Below are 17,967 nucleotides of genomic sequence, written 5' to 3'. Positions count from 1 at the left end.
GCAAAGGGGAACCAAAAAAATGAAACTGAGCACAATCCTGTTCGCCGCATTCGCCACGGCGGCCGCCGCCCTCACGCAAAGCGCCCGGGCCGACGACCTGATCGTCGCCACCGACACCGCCTTCGTGCCGTTCGAATTCAAGGAAGGCGACAAATATGTCGGCTTCGACATCGACATGTGGGCCGCGATCGCCAAGGAGATAGGCGTGACCTACACGCTGCAGCCGATGGACTTCAACGGCATCATTCCGGCGCTGCAGACCAAGCAGGTGGACATCGCGCTCGCCGGCATCACCATCAAGGACGAGCGCAAGAAGGTCATCGACTTCTCGGACGGCTATTACGATTCGGGCTTCCTCTTGATGGTGCCCGCCGACAGCACGATCAAGGGTCCGGAAGATCTCAAGGGCAAGGTGCTGGCGGTGAAGACCGGAACGTCCGCGGCGGACTACGCCAAGGAGAATTTCAAGGACACGGAGCTGCGCCAGTTCCCGAACGTCGACAACGCCTATCTGGAACTGCAGACGGGGCGCGTCGACGCGGCCATGCATGACACGCCGAACGTCCTCTACTACGTGAAGACGGCCGGCGGCGGCAAGGTCAAGGCGGTCGGCGAGCAGATGATGGCGCAGCAATACGGCATTGGCTTCCCGAAGGGGAGCGAGCTGCTGCCGAAGGTCAACGCGGCGCTGGCCAACATGAAGAAGGATGGCCGCTACACCGAAATCTACAAGAAATGGTTCGGCACCGAGCCGAAGCTTTGATCCATTCGCCGGGCGCGCCGGGCTGACCGGCGCGCCTCCTAAGCGCTCCGGAAAACCATCGCCATGGATTTCGACTGGTCAGTCATCGTTGGTGCCTTGCCCGCGCTGCTCGGCGGCGCGAAGCTCACCATCCTCATCGCCGTTGCGGGGTTGGTGGGCGGCCTCGTCGTCGGCTCCATCGCCGGTCTGATGCGCGCCTATGGCAACGCGATCGTCAACGCGATCGCTTTCGCCTACATCGAACTGATCCGTGGCACGCCGATCGTCGTCCAGGTCATGTTCATCTATTTCGCCCTGCCGATCCTGGCCGACATCCGCGTCAATCCAATGACCGCGGCGATCACGTCGATCGTCGTCAATGCCGGCGCCTACATCGCCGAGATTGTGCGCGGCTCCTTCCTGTCCGTGCACAAGGGGCTCAAGGAGGCCGGCCTGGCGCTCGGCCTGCCGATGTGGAAGGTGCTGGTCTACATCATCGGGCCGGTGGCCTTTCGCCGGATGATCCCGCCGCTCGGCAACCAGTTCATCGTCAGCCTCAAGGATACGTCGCTGTTCATCGTCATCGGGGTCGGAGAGCTGACCAGACAGGGCCAGGAGATCATGGCCGCGAATTTCCGTGCCGTCGAAATCTGGACAGCGGTCGCGGTGCTCTATCTGCTGATGACCGGCACGCTTACCCTGATCCTGCGCGTGACCGAAAAGAGGATGCGAATCCTGTGAGCATCGTCGAATTTCGCAAAGTCACCAAGGCTTTCGGCAAGGTCGTTGTCCTGCGCGAGGTCGACCTCACCATCGATGCCGGCGAGGTCGTGGTCCTGATCGGCCCGTCCGGTTCGGGCAAGTCGACGCTCCTGCGCTGCATCAACGCGCTCGAGGAGATCAATGGCGGCGATCTCGTCGTCGACAACATCAGCGTCAAATCCGGGCGCTCTCAGATACGGCTGATCCGCCAGGAAGCCGGCATGGTCTTCCAGCAGTTCAACCTCTTCCCGCAGATGACGGCGCTCGACAACGTCGCCTTCGGACCGCGGCGGGTGCGAGGCGTCAGCCGCGCCGAGTCGCTCGATCAGGCGAAGGCCTTGCTGGCCAAGGTCGGCCTTGCCGATCGCGGCCATCACTATCCGTCGGAGCTTTCGGGCGGCCAGCAGCAGCGTGTGGCGATCGCCAGGGCGCTAGCGGTCAAGCCGAAGCTGATGCTGTTCGATGAGCCGACATCGGCGCTCGATCCCGAACTGCGCCATGAGGTGCTGCGCGTCATGCGCTCGCTCGCCGAGGAGGGCATGACGATGATCGTCGTCACACATGAGATGGCGTTTGCGCGCCAGGTCGGCACGCGGCTGATCTTCATGGAGGATGGCAAGATCGCGGTCGACGGCAATCCGTCCAAGCTGCTGGCCAATCCTGAAAATCCACGCCTACGCGAGTTCCTTCAGCATGTCCATTGAAGGCCGGCTCGGATATCTGGAAGTCAAGGGTAGCCACCACGACGTCGGCGTTCAGCTCGGGCGGTTCGGCGCCGGGATCGCGCATCGGCATTTGACCGCGAGCCATGCTTGGGCGTCCGTCATGGCGTTCCGCCACGATCCGCGTGTTGCCGAAATGCGGCGGCTGGTCGAAACCCGTTTTCCTGCCTATTGGTCGGAATTGCAGGGCCTGGCCGAAGGCCTCGCCTTGCCGTTCGATGATGTGTTTGTCTGGAACTGCCGTGGCGATTTCTGGGCGCTCGCGCCGGACGGCTGCACCACTGTGCAGATACCGGGCAATGAGCCGGTCATTGCCCACAACGAAGACGGCGATCCGGGCTTTCGTGGCCATTGCGCGCTGGCGCATGTTCGACCCGAAAACGGAAAGGCGTTCACGAGTTTCGTCTATCCCGCCTCGATCCCCGGGCACACTTTTGCGGCGAACGAGGCGGGCCTGGTCCAGACCGTTAACAACATACGCTCCCGCGGCGCCGGCGCCGGCCTGCCGCGCATGATCCTCGGCCGCGCCGTGCTCGACTGCGGATCGCTCGACGAGGCGATCGCGCTGCTGCGGACGGCCGATCGCGCCGGCGCCTTTCATTTCACGCTGGCCCAGCGTGGCGACACGCGCCTTGCCAGCGTCGAGTTCACGCATTCGAGCTGTTCGGTCGAGCTGCTGCGGCAGCCAAGCTGCCATTCCAATCACTTGATCCATCGCGACACAGCGAACGAGCGGCAGGTCATCACGCCGTCTTCCCTGTCTCGGCAGCAGCGGGGCGACGACATCGTCAACGGCTTTGCAGACAGTGCGGACGATCCTCTCGCTGTGCTGTGGGACACCGGAGCCGCGTCGCTGCCGATCTATCGCGCGCAGCCGGACGATCCCGACCACGAAAACACGTTGGCGACGGCCGTGTTCCGCCTTGGAGCCCGATCCCTCGACTGGCAGGTTTACGATCGCGCCGGGGAGCCGCCGCGCTACCGCATGGACGGCGGCTTGACGCCCGCGGGCTCTGCATCGGCTTTCTAGGCCGCGACCGCCTGCGGGACGGACCCCGCGCGGACGCCTTATAAGCCTCGGTCGATCGCTTGGTGGCGAGCAACGATCATTGCGGCGCCCATGCCTCTGGAGTATTTTAGGACTTGGTTGGATAAGGCGCGTGCCCGCTGTCGTTATGCATGCGGTCTGCTCCCGTCCCGGCAGATTGTGAACTCTTTAACAGACCTCGGCGCCGCAAGCTGCGTTCCTGCGGCCGACAGGTCATAGCAGTTAAGGATTTGCCATGCTGCGATGCTGCGCGTTCCTTGCAGCCTTGGTCCTCGTGGGCTTCACGGCGTTCGAAGCCCATGCCGATCGAAGGGTTGCCTTTGTCATCGGCAATTCCGAATACCGAGATATTCCGGCTCTCAAGAACCCGGACAAGGATGCTCAGGATGTATCGAACACATTCCGGCTGGCCGGTTTCGACGTGTTCGTCGCCAAGGACTTGACCAAGCTTCAGTTCGAGGAGCAATTCCGCAACTATCTGGCGGCGGCGGACGGCGCCGATCTCTCGGTCGTCTATTATTCGGGCCATGGCTTCCAGATCGGCGGCGAGAACTTCCTGATCCCGGTCGATGCCTCGCTGAAAAATGCGGCCGACATCGAGGTCCAGGCGATCAAGCTCGACGACGTGCTGCAGCAACTGCGCGCGAAATCGAAGATCCAGGTGATCATCCTCGACGCCTGCCGCAACAATCCGTTTCCCCGCAAGGACTATTGGCTGCGCGACCAGTTGATCGCCACAGGCGGCGCCGGCCTCGCGCAGGTGAAGAGCTCGCTGAACACGCTGATCGCCTTCGCCACCGAGCCGGGGTCGGTCGCCTATGACGGCACCGGCGACCTCAGCCCGTTCTCGTCCGCGTTTTCCCGTCGTGCGCTGGCGCCTAACCAGGAGATCCGCACCGTCATGGCCGCCGTTCGCCGCGACGTGGTCGAAGCCACCGACGGCAAACAGGTTCCGTGGGAGAACTCCTCGCTGATCGACGAGGTGGTGCTGATGCGCCGCGCCAGCCGTCCCGTGCTGCCGCCGGTACTGGAGAAGGTTGTGCCGTCAGGCGTCGGGCCGGTAGCGCTGGGCCTGCCGGCGCCGGTCGATGTCGATGGCGGGGCCGTCACCGTCAGCATCGAAAGGCCGCCGGCGCTTGGCCGGCTGATGCTCGACGGCAAGCCTGTCGCGACGGGCGAGCCGATCGCCGGCAAGGACCTGCCGCGCTTGGCGATGGACGTGCCGAAGGGCACAGGCGCGCAGGAAGAGGTCGACATGCTGGCCTATGCCACGCGTGACAATTGGGGCGGCGAATCCCAAGGTATCCTAGTGTTCCGGGTCAAGAACGGCGAAGGCGCCGCGGGGCAGCAGCTCGTGGCCTCGCTCGAGGCCGAGCAGAAGCAGCAGGTGCTGGAGCGCGGCATCCACATCGCCGGCGCCGCCGAGGCGATCGAGAAGCGTGACGTCAGCGTCCCGGTCGGCGTCGGCCCGGTTCCGCTGAAGCTCGATTTCCCGACCAAGGACCCTGCTGTCAGCGTGAAGCTTGCCAGCTACCCGGAAACGGGAACGCTGTCGCTGCCGGATCGGACTCTGTCCCCGGATTCCAGCCTGATGGCCGATGAGGTCGACCGTCTGCGCTACGAACCCCAGATCGGCGCCGCCAAACCGCTCATCGTCGGCTTCGAAATCCGGGCCGACAACACGCCGCCCAAGCCGGCAACGATGAAGCTGTCGCCAAGCGTCGAGCCCTGCGACAGGGAGGCCGGCGAGCCTCTCGACCTGCAGGGCGTTGTCCCCGGCCTGCTGCCGAACGAAATCAGCAGCAACGCCGTGGACGTGTGCCGCGCGGCGGTGAAGGCTTACCCGGATGTTGCCCGCTTCCGCTATGAGCTGGGACGCGCGCTGCTTGCCGTGGGCAAGGTCGACGAGGCGAAGAAAGCCATCCGGGAGGCCGCCGACAAAGGCCATGTCCGCGCCGTGTTCGAGCTTGGCTACATCGAGTCGTCCGGAATAGGGACGGCTATCGATCCCACGAAGGCGAATGGCTTCTATTTAAAGGCATCTGACAAAGGGGATCCCTACGGGATGACCGCCTGGGGACGCGCCCTCTTCAACGGTCTCGGCGTGCAGCGCGACACCGGCAAGGGATTGGATTTGCTGCTGAAAGCGGCGGCGATGGGACATACGTACGCCATGAACGATCTCGCCGCGATCTTCACCGAGGGCCGCAACGGCGTGCCTGCCGATCCGGCCCGCGCCGTGGCCTTTCTCAGGGCCGGCGTCGAGCGACAGGATATGTATTCGATGAACATTCTCGGCCGCAGCTATCTTTCCGGTCGCGGCGTCGAGAAGGATCCGAAGCAGGCCCAGGCGCTTTTTCAGAAGGCGATGGACCTCGGCCAGCCGTACGCTCCTGGCAGCCTTGGACGCATGTACCGGGACGGCGTTGGCGTAGCGCAGAACCTCGACGAAGCGCAAAGGCTGTTCGAACTAGCGACCGCCCGCGGCGATTATTCCGGTGCCTACGATCGCGCGGCGCTTGAGATGCAGAAGGGCGGGAAGGCCGACCAGGTTGTGGCCGTGCGCTATCTCGCTTTCGCGGCCGCGCTCGATCTCCGGAACGAAATTCCGGACGCAAAGGCCACGCTGGCGAAATTCGGAGCCAAGGCGAAGACGGCGGCCCTGAAACAGCTGCGTGGGGAACTCAAGTCGAAGATATCGGCGGTCGGCGCGTTGGACGATCAACTGGTCAAGACGGCCAGGGCGGTCTGGGAACAAGCCAATCCGCGTCGGGACTTGTTCTGATCAACAAGGAGGCAATGGTGGGTAGGGCATTGAAGCAGTCAATCGTCGCATCGATCCTATCCTGCGCTCTGGCTGTCGCGGGGTGCACGACCATGGCGCCCAAGGTCGAGCCGGCGCCGACGGTCAAGCACAAGGTCGTTCGCACGACGACCACGCCAAAGGTCGTCAAGCAGAAGAAAGTCACCGGCAAGAAACTGATCCAGCCCGTTCAGACCGAAACCGCGCCAGTAATCGCGCCCTTGGGCGGTGGCAACGGCGGAGGTAATGCGGGCGGCGGTAACTCCGGCGGCGGCAACAGCGGCTGGTGATGAGCACTCGACAACGGCCAAAACTATCCCGACGCGCAGCGTTTGGCTCTTAGCTGCCTGGAGCTGCTCACCAAGCGTGCCGGTATAGATACAGAGTTGTCCTGGGCAGGGGGCGTTCCAGGTCGAAGTCGTCGCATTCGGCGGAAAATGCGGGTGAAAGGTGCCGCGCAGGCGGCAGGACTCATCATCGCCATTTCGTTCGTTTTGTTACTATTCGGATAGCAAGCCGCCAACGCTACTGGCAAGTAGGTGCAAGGCGGCTGCAGGTGAACGCCTGCGGCTCGGACCTAATAGGCGACGGCCGATTGCTGCTGCGCCTCCATCTCGGCCATCTGGATCCCCATTTCGGCGAAGGCGGAGAGAACGGCAAAGCGGTCCGCCAGCGATACACGCGCAAGCCCGGCCAGGATCCCCGCGCTGACGGCATGGGCGGCGGGAAGTCCGGCATCGATGGCCGGACCGGCGTCGCGCCAACCTGCCGCCAGAATGACCCAGGAAACGGGCGTCGCGGGCGGCACCTCCACTGCCTGGGCCACCGCCGCGCGATGGTCGGGGTTGCCGGGCTCGCCGACCCAGTCGCGCACGAGCGCCAGCAATTCGAGGTCCCTGTCGCCGAGGAGTTCGGCAAGGTTGCCCAGGCACTCATGCGCCCACCAGACCGCGGCCCGCTCGGGCAGCAGATAGGCGCAGAAGGTGATTGCCTCCTCGGGCACGCGACCGGCAAGCAGCGCGCGGCAAAACTCGATCGAAGGCTGATCGGTGGGCGCCGCTTTCATATCCCGGGTGACGGCAGGGCAAGCGCTGAACAAATCCCGCGCCGTCCTGAACCGGAGCCCGTTGGCCATGGCTGCCACGCCCTTACTAGGAATAGAGATACTCAAGCCCCCGCCGGGGCGCTGGTCAAGCCTTAGCTTTAGCAAACGGCGACCGCTCCCGGCGTGCGTTTGTTCACAGACAATCGTCGCGAAATTTGGTATTTTTCGCTGATGCATGTCGCCCAAAAGTGTGCAGCGGTTTTGGGGAAACGACATGCATGAAAAGAGGACTTAAAGCGCGGCGCGCCGCGCTTAACGAAATCCGCTCAAACAGGAGTAACGGTCATGCGGTGGGCCAGCTCAGCCTTTGCATTGGCGGCCGTGCTTTTTTCGACGCACGTTTCCGCTGATCCGCTTCAGAAATCCGAAGACATCGTCAAGTTCTTCACCGGCCAGGGAAATCTCGGCGCGTCGCGCGGCATCTGCGTCGGCACCGAGGAAGAGTGCAAAAGCAAGAACGAGAAGAACGCGGCTCCCACCAAGACCGGGCTCGACATGATGATCAATTTCGCGCTGGATTCCGCCCAGCTCGACCAGACCGCGCGCACGGAGCTCGACGAATTCGCCAAGGCGCTGAAGGACAACCGGCTGAGCACGTTCAGCTTCATCGTCGAAGGCCATACCGACGCGTCCGGATCGGATCGCCACAATCAGGATTTGTCAGAACGTAGGGCGCAGTCGGTTGCCGCCTTCCTGACCGCGAACGGCGTTCAGGCCACCCGGCTCGAAGCGATTGGTCTGGGCAAATCGCACCCCCGCGTCGCCAATCCCTATGATCCGGTCAACCGCCGCGTGGAGATGCGGATCAGGACGGAGTAGGAACCTTCGTCGCGAACCACGGCCCCGCGTTCAAAGTGTGGCCTGGATCGAGCTGATGAGGGCCGTCACGGCCTGCTTGTATTTCTCGAATTCCGGCGAGGTCTGGCGGATCTCGGTTGTGGTCGTCTGCTGGCCCTGATCGGACGCCATACGGATCACCTTCTGCCCCATCTTCCGCTCGGCCCAGTCGATGACGTAGCTGGCGGTCTTGCCGGTGAGGAACGGATTGGCCTGGATCACCGCTGATCCCAGCACGGCGCTCAGCTGCGCCGAGCCCTGCGCCGCCAGCACCTGGGCCGCGCCTTCCATGCCGAGGAAATGGCAGAGATAGAGCCGCCCGGCGGTGATCTGGTGGCCGCGGGCGCGCAGATAGGCTTCGCCCTCGCGCGCCAGGTTGCGCACCATCTCGCGCGACAGCGTGGCGTCGTAGCGAAGCGCGAGCAGGTCCGCTGTCGACAGCGAGCGGGCAAGATCGGGGCGGTAGGTGTTCATCATCCGGATCCAGGTCTTGGTGATGAACTGGCCGGCGCCGGTCGCCGAGGAAAGCGGGTTCTTGGCTCGCGCGCTGCCGCCGCTTTCCACATGGACGATGCGGTCGGTCAGCGTCTCGACGGCGGTATCGCCGGAAGTGCCGGAACCACCGGAAGCATAGGCGGCAACCGTGGTGACTGTCCCCAGCGGATCGATCGCCTCGCCGTTCTGGTAGAGTTCGAAATGAAGATGCGGGCCGGTGGAAAGCCCGGTGGTGCCGACATAGCCGATGACGTCGCCGGCCTTCACCTTGGTGCCGACACCGCTTGCGATGGCGAATTTCTGCATATGCGCGTAGCGCGTCTCGCGCCCGTTCGGGTGCGAAATCTTCACCAGATTGCCATAGCCGCCGCCATCGCCCTGGAAGCTGATCTCGCCGTCGAAGGCCGCCACGACCGGGGTGCCGATGGGAGCCGCCCAGTCCACGCCCTTGTGGATGCGAACTGTTTCGAGGATCGGATGCTTGCGTGGGCCGAAGGTCGAAGTCATCACGCCGGCCACCGGCGTGACCATGCCGTTGGTCACGGTCAGCGAACGAACCTCGTCATTGCCCGTGACGCAGGCGTACTGACCGTCGCTCTGCTGGAAGACGAAACAGTCGAGGCTCTTCTCGGTGCCCTGGACGCCGACATAAAGAATCCGTCCCGACGATGCGTCCTGGCCGCGAGGCGTCTGCGAGTAGATCAGCACCAGGTGCTGGTCCTCGCTGGCGAAGGCGTCGAGATCCTGTCCCCTGGACAGATACATGATCGCTTCGCCGATCACGCTGGTCGGAACCTTGTTGCGCGCGGCCGTCGAATAGATCGCGTCGAGCAGGCGGTACTGCCGCTTGGGTCCGCCTTCGTCGGATGCGCCGGAATAGTTGAAGAGGTCCTCGCGCACCCAGGGGTCTACTCCCGACACGAAGGCGCCGGCCGCATTGCGCGTCAGCGTGCCGACATAGACGTTTCTGGCATAGATCGAGACCTGCATCAGCGACATCGTCGTCGTCTCGCGGCTCGGCCGGAAGCCGCGCATGGCCACCACATAGCCCGCCCCGAGGCCGTCGCGGTTGAACAGCGCCTTCAGCGCTTCGCCGGCGAGCTTGGCATCGTCGGCGGAGAAGTGCGCGTCGGCGACGACGCTGTCCAGGCTGCGGTCGTTGAGGATCTTCACGAACGTGTCCTCGGTCGCCTCGAAGCGCTGGTAGTCGCTGGTGACGGTCGCAACCGTCGTGTTGTTCTCGATCTCGGTCTTCTTGAAGGCGGGCAGGGCGGCTTCGCCCTGATCGACGGTCTCGCCCCAGCCGGCCTCAGGGTCGCCGGCATCGGCCTTTGGCGCCGGGCCGGCAGCTGCTCCGCTCTCATCGGGCACCGGCTGGAGGTCGTTCTCCAGATCGCCCTGCTGATCGTCGGCTGCAGCCGGAGCGGGCAGGGCGGCCTGCTGAGCCTCAGGCGTCGCTGCCGGAGACTTCGGCGCGGTCTGGCGCTGCGCCTGGAAGAAAGCGAAATCCTCTTGCGTCGACGGGATCGTCGTCATGAACTTTTCGCTGGCGCTCAGCATCACGTCGGAGAGGATTTCGATCTGCGGCGAGGCGCCGGAGCTGTCGAGCTCGGCCGGGCGGGCGACCGTGTGGCCCTTGGTTGCGGCCTCGGCGTCCGGCGCCAGCGTGATCCACATCGGGTCTCCGGCAAGATCGATGATGGCCGGGACATAGACCGGGGCATCGGGCGGCATATCCACCATGTCCTCGACAGGATGCAGCTCCTCGTCCTCGTCGCCGAACGACCAGTAGTCGCGTGTCAGGTAGAACCCCGTGGCTGCCGAGACGACGGCAAGCGCGGCAACACCGGAAAGAACCCAGCGCCAGAGCCGGCGCCGGCGCTCGGCCAGGCGCGCCTGCTTCTTCAATTTGAAGCTCGTGTCGATGCTGTGCGTCACGGGCTGTTTCCGGTCAGGAAATAGGTCCAGCGCACCTGTTCCAGCGTGTCGACCTCGACGAAACGCGCCGCGATATGGCCGCGCTGCCAGCATTCCTCGATGCCGCGGATCGAGAAGCGGCGCCGGTCGATGCACATCTCGGTCGATCCGGCGAGGATCGCATGACCGAAGACGTCGGTGGCATAGATGTAGATGTAGCGGTTGGTCAGCTCCTCGCGGATGACGTTGACGCACTGGTTGGCGCCGATCGTCCACCAGCCGTCGGTCTGGTCGGCTTCGTCGACCTTCTGTCCGACGGCGAGGTTGACGACATCGAGCGTCTGGTTGCAGACGGTGAATTCGGCATGCGCCCGGTCGCTCAGGAAGATCGAGAGCAGTGCCGCGCCGGCAAGCACGGCAAGCCTCATGCGGTCAGGCAGAATGAGCCAGCCACGCTTCCTGCGTGGCGGTGGCTGGAGTGATGAACGCGGGCGGCGGAGTTCCATCGGCGTCCATGTCTATCCGCCAAGGCGGAAATACTTGGCGGTGGCGGAGAAGTGGGAACCGTCGGCCGCGATCTCCTCGAGGATCTTGGGCAGCAGCTCCGATGCCGGCGTCGGCCGCGAGAACATTGCGGCCTGGATATCCCGTGGCCCGGTGATCGCCAGCATGATCTGCGGCACCGCCTTGCCGGCCGCCTTGTCGGCGTCGGCGAGACCGATCGGGAAGTTGAAAGTCGCCTTGTCCGGTTGCGGCACCATGCGGTCGTCGAGGTTGAAGGCGATGCCCTTGTGGTCGATCAGCATCACGTTGGAAACCAGCCCGCCGCGCGTCACCAGCGTGCCGCTGATCGGCGATCCGTCCGGGACGGAAGTCCGGTCGAGAACGAGCTGCGGCCGCTCTGTCCCGCTGCGGTCGAGAAAGCGCAGGAAGCTGGTCACCACGCATTGCGGCTGGTCGATGAGGCGAACGCTGATGTCCGGCTCGAGATGGAATTTCGACTTGAAATCGTTGAGCAGCTGCTCGAAGGGCTGCACGGCCGTCCCGAAGCCTTCGATCGCAGCGGCGTTGTCCGTTGCCGATGTCAGCGTCGCATAGAAGCAGTCGCCGCCGCTGAAGTCGCGCACCCAGGAGGCGCGCTGCGCCAGTTCGTCGGTTTTCTTCGGCGGCGGCGGAACCTCGGGCTTGGGCAGGTTGATGGCAACGTTGGTGTTCTGAGGTTGCTTGGTGGCAGGCGGCGGCTGCGGCAGTGGCGGCGGTTGTATCGATGCGCTCGCCGGCTGGTTGGCCGGCGTTTTGGGCGCTGCCGGTGGGCTGGGAGGCGGCACCGGTAGCTGCTTTCCCGTGGTCTGAGGCGAGGGGGCTTTCGGCGGGGCCAGTTTGGACAGCGCGTCTACGAGGTCCGATACGCTGGGCTTGGTCGCCGGCGGCTCGCTGGCCGGTTGCACCTGCTTCTGGCTTGCCGCAGCCTTCGGCGCGGGAGCGGGCGCCGGCGATTTCCCGGTCGGCGGTTGCGTGGGCTCGACCTTTGCGGCCTGCGAGCCTTGCGCCTGATTGGTGTTGGCTGGGCTCTGCGGCTGAAGGGCAGGCGGCGTTTTTTGAGCAGGCTGCGGCGGAATCTCCGCTACCGGCGGCGTCTCGGGTTTAGGGGTAGGCCCCGGAAGTTCGGCAGGCTGCGTCGGCGCTGGCTCGGTCGTAGCTTCCGCCTGCTTCTCGGCGGGTGCCGTCTGCGGCGGAACGGGTAGGGCAGGCTTCGCCGGCTCAACGGTGGCTGCATTGCCAGCTTTCGGTGCTTCCGGCTGTGGCTCGGCTGGCGCCGGCGGCTGCGGTTTTGGCGCTGCTGGCTGAGGCTTCGATGCCTCAGCCAGCGGCCTGGGTACTTCCGCTACAGGTTTTGCTGCCGGCTTCGGCGTGAGAGATTCGGGTTTTTGCACGGCAGGCGGAGGTGTCAAGGCACCGCTGAAATAGACGCCTGCCGCCGCCAGGACTGCCAGCACCGCGACACCGCCAGCTATGGCCGGAATCCGCGAAGCCTTGCGCTGCGCCGGTTGCGTGGACGCGCTGGCCGCAGCGGCCGCCGGCGCAGGCCGCCGCTCCGACAGATAAGCCGGCCGTACATGCGGGACGAAGCGCTGCTCGCCGGGAACTGTCGCGGGCTGTGATGCGGAGTCGGGCAGCGCGGTCCACCCGGCGCGCGGCAAGCCCGAGCGTTCTCGCGGAGCAAACGATGCCGGCGGCGGCAATGTCGCGTCGAGATCGTCGTCGCGCGTTGCCCTGGCGATCTCGGCCATGCTTGCCGGCCGGTCGCGCGGATCCGGCTGCAGCATCGCTTCGATGATTTCGCGGAAATCGGGATCGATATCGGAAAGGTCCGGCACGGCCCGGCGCTTCTCGACGACCTCGTATTGCGAGCCGCTCATGTCGAGCGGCTTGCCCCGCAGCGCGGCGGCCAGCACCAGTCCCAGGCTGTAGATATCGGATTGCTCGCTGACCTCGCCGCCATAGAGGCCGAGCTGTTCGGGCGAGACATAATTGTATTTGCCGGCGAATTTTCCGCCGATCAGCGTCTCGCCGCCGACATGCGCCGAGCGCGCGATGCCGAAGTCGATGATCTTGGCCCGCTCGACCCGGCCGCCCGGCAGGATGATGTTGTCGGGAGAGAGATCGCGGTGAACCGCGCCGGCCTGATGCACAGCGCTCAAGCCGGAGGCGAGGCGGTGGCAAAGCCTGCGCGCGTCCGGCAGCGACATCGGGCCGCGTCGCATCACGTCGAACAGCGACTGGCCGTCCACGAACTCCATGGCGAGGTAGGGCCGGCCGATCCCCGGATCGATGGTGAAGACGTGGTATCGCACCACCGCGTCGTGCGACAAATGGTTTAGGATCGACGCTTCCTTGCGGAACAGGGACAGGATCGTCTGATCGCGGGCAAATTCGGGCAGCACGATCTTGATCGCGACATGGTCGCCGGTCTGGATGTTGTGGCCGCGATAGACCTCGCCCATGCCGCCCGACGCGATCCGCTCGTCGAGCTCGTAAATGCCGCTAAGCTGCGTGCCCACGCCCGTATAGGCGAGGTTCGGCGGGATCCGCGTCTTGTCGTCGTCGCTCATCCCTCGGCCCTCGTTGCAGACTGATCCGATTGGAGCGATCCGTTGCGTCCGTCGCCGATCCTCACCAGCACTATGGTGACATTGTCCGTTCCGCCGCGCGCCAGCACCGTCTCTAGCAGCTTCTCGCACGCCGCCTGCGGTGGTCCTGATCTGACGGCTGCCTCGATCTCCGCGTCGCTGACATGCGCGGTCAGCCCGTCGGTGCTCAGGACGAAGACATCGCCCGGCATCAGCTCGCCTTGCTGGAAATCGATGACGAGTTCGTCGCTGACCCCGACGGCATGGGTGATGACATTGCGGCGCGGCCAGATCAGCGCTTCCTCGGCGCTGATCATGCCGCGGTCGAGAAGCTCCTGCACTTCGGTATGATCTCTCGAAATCTGCGAGATCGCGCCGCCGCGCACCAGATAGATGCGGCTGTCGCCGGCCCACAGGCCCGCGAACCGCCCGTCCATCGCCAGCAGGGCCGCGAAGGTCGAGCCGATGGTGATGCCGCGCGACCGCGATATGTTGCGGATTTCGGCATTGGCGCGGCTCAGCCGGTCCTCGAAGCGCGCGCGAAGGTCCGGCGCCGAGCTCGCGATGCCGATTGTCGCCAGGTGATCGACGATGCTGGCCGAAGCGACTTCTCCGGCCTCATGCCCGCCCATTCCGTCGGCCACCACCCACAGACCGGCCTGCTGCTCTACGAGGTAGTTGTCCTCGTTGTGGTCGCGCACACAGCCCTTATGGCTCACGCCGAAGCTCTCAATGGGAAGGGCGACAGTGCTCAATTTGCCACCAAGCGCTTCGCGAGCGTCCTCTGTGACGAACGATGGGCCGCGTGCCCAGGCCACTTTGCCACAAGCGCATACATTAGAGTACCGAAATGAAGGTTCCTGCCGGCGGTGCTGTGGGACGGAGCCATGTCAGAACGCCTTCGGGCAGCTGAACCCGGACAGCGCCGGGAGCAGGAGGGGATTGGCCCCCGAAACGGTCTGCATCGTGTAGCCGACGTCGCGCCCGCCGATCACGAAGCGCGCCTCGGTGTTGCCGCCATTGCTGGTGACGCTGGCCTTGTCCAGCAGGCGCTTCAGCGCCCATGGCCCCTCGAATTTGAGGGCGGATTCGCGGCCCGGCATTTCCGGCGTCAGGCTGAGGCTTGCGGATCCGGAAGCGGCGCCGCTCGGCCATGTCACCGTGCTCGGCGCGTTGCCGGCCTGCGCGCTCTCAACGGTTTGCCCGTCGACGTTGAGCACCGCGCTGTCGGCCTCGCTGTTCAGCGAGGTAGGCGTGAAGGTGATCGCGACCTGCGGCACCGAACCGCCCGACGGGAAGAAGGTGCTGCGGATTTCCGCCGCCGACTGGAACGCCTTCAAGGTCGACTTGGCGAGGCCGCGGCCGGAGCGGGTCTCCTGCTTCCAGGTCCAGTCCTGCCCGGTCATATCGATCAGCGGCGCAAGGTTCTGCGCGAAGAACCGGTCCATCAGGCCGCCCGGTGCGAACAGCTTGGCGAAATCGGCCATCGAGATGTCCTCCGTGCTGTCGCCGGCAAAGGGATAATGGCCATTGACTGCCTCCTCGCAGGGGCGCGTGACCGTCTCGTCGAGCGTCTGGTTGAGGTTGGCAACCGAGGTCTCGGCGACATTGCCCTCGAACTCGTCCGCGGCCGCATCGACCATGCGCGCAAGCTGCTTGGGCAGGCGCGAGGCATTGGCGCGCATCGTCGAAATCTGCAGCTTCAGGTTCGCGTTGACGCGCTCGGTCTGCGCGGGGACGTCCACTGCCAGCTTCACGCTCTGGTAGATATCGTGGAAATTCTGCGTCAGCGCGTCGAGCGGCCGGCGGCCGGCGGAGCCGCTCACCAGCGCCTGGAACGGCCTGAACTGCGCCTCCACCGTTGCGCCGGCGTTTCGCGTGGCGGACGAGCTTGTGCCGGCACGGCTCTGCGACTTGCCGCCGGCGATCTGTAGGCCGATGCGCGCCAGGCCCTTGGCCATGCCGGCTGGGTCTTCGCTCGCGGAAGCGGCGCTGCCCTGCGTCAATGCGGTTTCGTCGGCGATCGCCGTGAACAGCCGGTCCAGTGGAGAGTCCGGCGAGGCGGCGGCGGAGAGCGCGATATATTGCGGCTTGTCTTTCAGCATCGCCTTGAATTTCAGCTGGTCGAGCGCGCCGTTCCATGCGGCCGCGAACTCCTTGCCGTAGCGGTCGATGAGTTCGGGACCGAGCTTGGGCAGATCCTGGTCGATGCCGCCCTGTTCGCCGCCGCCGCCGAGAACCCATTGGTCGTCGACAAGCATTTGCGCCATGTGCGAGAGCTGCGGCAGGTAGAAGCCGTTGAAGCCGGCTCGGGTGTAGAGACCGGGAACGCGAAGGTCGGAAAGCTCGCTGCCGTCCATGCGTTCGAACAGAAGCTGCGCTTCCGGGCCGGCTTTCGCGGCAACGGAGAAATCCTCGAGCCTTGCTCCATAGACCGCCGACTTGATCAGCGCCGATGCGCGGTCGGCAAGGCTCATGCGTCCGAGCGAGCGTTGCGCCGCCTCGACCAGCGGCTCGTTGAGCTCGAACACCGGATCATAGGCATCGTCGAGCGTGAGCATGGCGCGCAGATGCTTCTCGAGCTGCGCACGGCCCTCGCGGTTGTTCTCGCCCGGATAGCGGTTTTCCTCCCAATCCTGCCTCATCCAGGAGACGACCAGCTCATCGTCGACCTTCGGCGCCTTGCCGCCCAGCATCAGATAGATCTTCAGCGGTTCGTAGAGCGCGATCGGATCGGCCATCCTGGCCTGGATCGTCCGCTCCGCCTGAACGAGGAGACGCGAGCGGAAGCTTCGCTCCAGCGCCTGCCGGTATGCCGTTCTGGCGGCAGAGAGCAGTCTCTCGCGCTGGCTGAGCCCAAACGTCTCCTCGATCGGCTTCGACTGCTCGGCGGTTTCGAATCCGGCCGGCAGGTTACGCAACTGGTCGAGCGAGCCAATGACGTTCTCGAGATCGACGTCGGTCACCGTCGTGCTCTTGAGCAGCGAATCCGCGCTATCGCGATACTGCGCCATCGCCTGTCTGGTGGAGTCGATCAGCGACCGGTTGGCCGTGAAGCTGAGACCCAGAACGCCGAGCGCCGCGCAAGCCGCCAGCCCGATCGCGGCAAGGCCGGCATATCTGGCGAATGCCGCGCGCCGCTCCGCGGCCCTGTCGAAGGAGACCCAGCCGGCCTCGGGGAAGATCACCTTCGCCAGGAGATCATGCAGGAAGAAGCTTTTGCCGGTGCCGGAAAGATGCGCCTGGGACGCGCTGCCGAAACTGCGGCCAATCGCGCCCAGCACTTGATCGATAGGCGTTCCTTCCTGCGTGCCGGAAGAGAAATAGAACCCGCGCAGGCTGACATTTACTTGGCTGCGCGAGGCATCGAACAAGCTGGTCACAAACCGTACGACGCGGGTTCTCAGCGCGCCGAACTGCGCCGGGAAGCCGAAGATCGCGATGCGCGCCACCGGGTCGGCCTCGTCCTGCAGGCGGTCGGCGATCTCGTCCGCCAGTTGCCTGGCCAGCGCGTCGAACTCGGCCGCAGCCTCGCCGACCATGTTCTTGTTGCGGTCCGTGGTCTGGAAGGTGGCGCCCCACACCTTGCGTCGGCGGGTTTCGTCGAAATCGCCGAAATAGTCCATAAAGCCGGCGACGAGATCGGCTTTGGTGAAGAGCAGGTAGACCGGAAACTGGATCTTCAGCGTCTCGTGCAGCTCCCGCAACCGGCTTCTTATTTCGGTGACATGCGCGTCGAGCTGCTGATCGTCCAGACTGATGAGATCGGCAAGGCTGATGGCGAGGACCACGCCGTTGATCGGCTGCCTAGTGCGGTACTTCTTGAGCAGACCCAGGAAAGCAAGCCAGCTCGCCTTGTCGCGCTCGCGGTCCGACTCCTGCGTGGTATAGCGGCCGGCGGTATCGATCAGCACCGCGTCGTCGGTGAACCACCAGTCGCAGGACCGTGTGCCGCCGACGCCGGCCAGCGGCTGGGCATGGCCGGAGCCGGCAAGCGGGAACTTCAGCCCCGAATTGACCAGCGCCGTCGTCTTGCCGGCGCCCGGCGGGCCGATGATGATGTACCACGGGATCTCATAGAGGAAGTTGCGCCTGCCGCCTGACTGCTTCAGCGTCGCGATGGCCTCGCTCATGCGCGCCTCGAGCACTTGTGAATCGTCGTTCCGGTCGTCGGTATGCGCGATGGCCTTTTCGAGCGCGCTTTGCGCCTTGCGCGCTTGCCACAGACGGATGCCGTAGAACAACGCGAGCACCGCAACCGTGACGCCGATGATCGTCGCCCTGAGCCAGGCGGGCCCGAGGGGCCTTGTGTCGGCATAGCGGATCAGCGGCCCGGCATACCAGACCGCCGCCGAGAACCCGGCAAGCGCGAGCAGGCTGAAGATCCGCAACACCCAGCGCATCA

13 protein-coding genes are annotated in these 17,967 nt (G+C 64.9%); 7 read left to right on the top strand and 6 right to left on the bottom strand.

Translation table 11 applies throughout. From position 1 onward, the window contains the following. The first annotated feature begins 19 nt into the window (after positions 1-19). The 6 genes from glnH to RFN28_RS14835 all read left to right on the top strand — a co-directional run bounded on the left by glnH (position 20) and on the right by RFN28_RS14835 (position 6,367). Positions 20-763 carry a glutamine ABC transporter substrate-binding protein GlnH gene (glnH, locus tag RFN28_RS14860; RefSeq protein WP_320288085.1) on the top strand — a complete coding sequence of 248 codons (744 nt, stop codon included), beginning with the start codon at positions 20-22 and terminating at the stop codon, positions 761-763. 63 nt (positions 764-826) lie between these two features. After that, on the top strand, positions 827-1,483 hold the full coding sequence (gene glnP, locus RFN28_RS14855) for a glutamine ABC transporter permease GlnP (protein WP_320288084.1): 657 nt from the start codon (positions 827-829) through the stop codon (positions 1,481-1,483). Beyond that, complete coding sequence (gene glnQ, locus RFN28_RS14850) at positions 1,480-2,208, top strand: glutamine ABC transporter ATP-binding protein GlnQ (RefSeq protein WP_320288083.1); 729 nt, start codon at positions 1,480-1,482, stop codon at positions 2,206-2,208. The genes glnP and glnQ overlap by 4 nt, the downstream gene beginning before the upstream one ends. Further along, positions 2,198-3,256: a C45 family autoproteolytic acyltransferase/hydrolase gene (locus RFN28_RS14845; RefSeq protein ID WP_320288082.1), complete on the top strand. Its 1,059-nt coding sequence runs from the start codon at positions 2,198-2,200 to the stop codon at positions 3,254-3,256. Before glnQ ends, RFN28_RS14845 begins: the two co-directional genes overlap by 11 nt. 253 nt (positions 3,257-3,509) lie before the next feature. Further along, positions 3,510-6,059: a caspase family protein gene (locus RFN28_RS14840; RefSeq protein ID WP_320288081.1), complete on the top strand. Its 2,550-nt coding sequence runs from the start codon at positions 3,510-3,512 to the stop codon at positions 6,057-6,059. A gap of 92 nt (positions 6,060-6,151) precedes the next feature. Then, complete coding sequence (locus tag RFN28_RS14835; protein ID WP_320288080.1) at positions 6,152-6,367, top strand: hypothetical protein; 216 nt, start codon at positions 6,152-6,154, stop codon at positions 6,365-6,367. A gap of 287 nt (positions 6,368-6,654) precedes the next feature. Here RFN28_RS14835 and RFN28_RS14830 read toward each other — a convergent pair whose 3' ends face one another. Beyond that, the gene (locus RFN28_RS14830) at positions 6,655-7,212 is read right to left on the bottom strand and encodes a DUF6931 family protein (RefSeq protein ID WP_320288079.1); all 558 of its coding nucleotides are present in this window, start codon (positions 7,210-7,212) and stop codon (positions 6,655-6,657) included. 255 nt (positions 7,213-7,467) lie between these two features. On the opposite strand from RFN28_RS14830, the gene RFN28_RS14825 reads away from it, so the two are divergent. After that, positions 7,468-8,001 (top strand): OmpA family protein, encoded by a 534-nt coding sequence (locus RFN28_RS14825; RefSeq protein WP_320288078.1) that lies wholly within the window; start codon positions 7,468-7,470, stop codon positions 7,999-8,001. Positions 8,002-8,031: 30 nt separating this feature from the next. On the opposite strand, the gene RFN28_RS14820 is transcribed toward RFN28_RS14825, so the two are convergent. The 5 genes from RFN28_RS14820 to tssM all read right to left on the bottom strand — a co-directional run bounded on the left by RFN28_RS14820 (position 8,032) and on the right by tssM (position 17,965). After that, entirely contained in the window at positions 8,032-10,452 is a 2,421-nt protein-coding gene (locus RFN28_RS14820) for a M23 family metallopeptidase (RefSeq protein WP_320288077.1), read from the bottom strand. After that, entirely contained in the window at positions 10,449-10,859 is a 411-nt protein-coding gene (locus RFN28_RS14815; RefSeq protein WP_320288076.1) for a DUF1036 domain-containing protein, read from the bottom strand. Before RFN28_RS14815 ends, RFN28_RS14820 begins: the two co-directional genes overlap by 4 nt. A gap of 90 nt (positions 10,860-10,949) precedes the next feature. Then, positions 10,950-13,544 (bottom strand): serine/threonine-protein kinase, encoded by a 2,595-nt coding sequence (locus RFN28_RS14810; RefSeq protein WP_320288075.1) that lies wholly within the window; start codon positions 13,542-13,544, stop codon positions 10,950-10,952. Next, positions 13,541-14,317, bottom strand: a complete 777-nt coding sequence (locus RFN28_RS14805) for a PP2C family protein-serine/threonine phosphatase (protein ID WP_320288074.1) — start codon at positions 14,315-14,317, stop codon at positions 13,541-13,543. The genes RFN28_RS14810 and RFN28_RS14805 overlap by 4 nt, the downstream gene beginning before the upstream one ends. A gap of 135 nt (positions 14,318-14,452) precedes the next feature. Further along, entirely contained in the window at positions 14,453-17,965 is a 3,513-nt protein-coding gene (gene tssM / locus RFN28_RS14800; protein ID WP_320288073.1) for a type VI secretion system membrane subunit TssM, read from the bottom strand. Between the last annotated feature and the right edge of the window lie 2 nt (positions 17,966-17,967).

Source organism: Mesorhizobium album (assembly GCF_033977205.1).
Taxonomy (GTDB): Bacteria; Pseudomonadota; Alphaproteobacteria; order Rhizobiales; family Rhizobiaceae; genus Mesorhizobium; species Mesorhizobium album.
Note: the sequence above shows the minus strand (reverse complement) of the source record. Positions and strands in the feature narration are given on the sequence as shown.

Bases quoted from the DNA above. Each gene is read 5' to 3' on its own strand.
- RFN28_RS14835 (WP_320288080.1), top strand. From the start codon at position 6,152: ATGGCGCCCAAGGTCGAGCCGGCGCCGACGGTCAAGCACAAGGTCGTT.
- RFN28_RS14815 (WP_320288076.1), bottom strand. From the start codon at position 10,859: ATGAGGCTTGCCGTGCTTGCCGGCGCGGCACTGCTCTCGATCTTCCTG.
- RFN28_RS14845 (WP_320288082.1), top strand. From the start codon at position 2,198: ATGTCCATTGAAGGCCGGCTCGGATATCTGGAAGTCAAGGGTAGCCAC.
- glnH (WP_320288085.1), top strand. From the start codon at position 20: ATGAAACTGAGCACAATCCTGTTCGCCGCATTCGCCACGGCGGCCGCC.
- RFN28_RS14830 (WP_320288079.1), bottom strand. From the start codon at position 7,212: ATGGCCAACGGGCTCCGGTTCAGGACGGCGCGGGATTTGTTCAGCGCT.
- tssM (WP_320288073.1), bottom strand. From the start codon at position 17,965: ATGCGCTGGGTGTTGCGGATCTTCAGCCTGCTCGCGCTTGCCGGGTTC.
- RFN28_RS14825 (WP_320288078.1), top strand. From the start codon at position 7,468: ATGCGGTGGGCCAGCTCAGCCTTTGCATTGGCGGCCGTGCTTTTTTCG.
- RFN28_RS14810 (WP_320288075.1), bottom strand. From the start codon at position 13,544: ATGAGCGACGACGACAAGACGCGGATCCCGCCGAACCTCGCCTATACG.
- RFN28_RS14840 (WP_320288081.1), top strand. From the start codon at position 3,510: ATGCTGCGATGCTGCGCGTTCCTTGCAGCCTTGGTCCTCGTGGGCTTC.
- glnP (WP_320288084.1), top strand. From the start codon at position 827: ATGGATTTCGACTGGTCAGTCATCGTTGGTGCCTTGCCCGCGCTGCTC.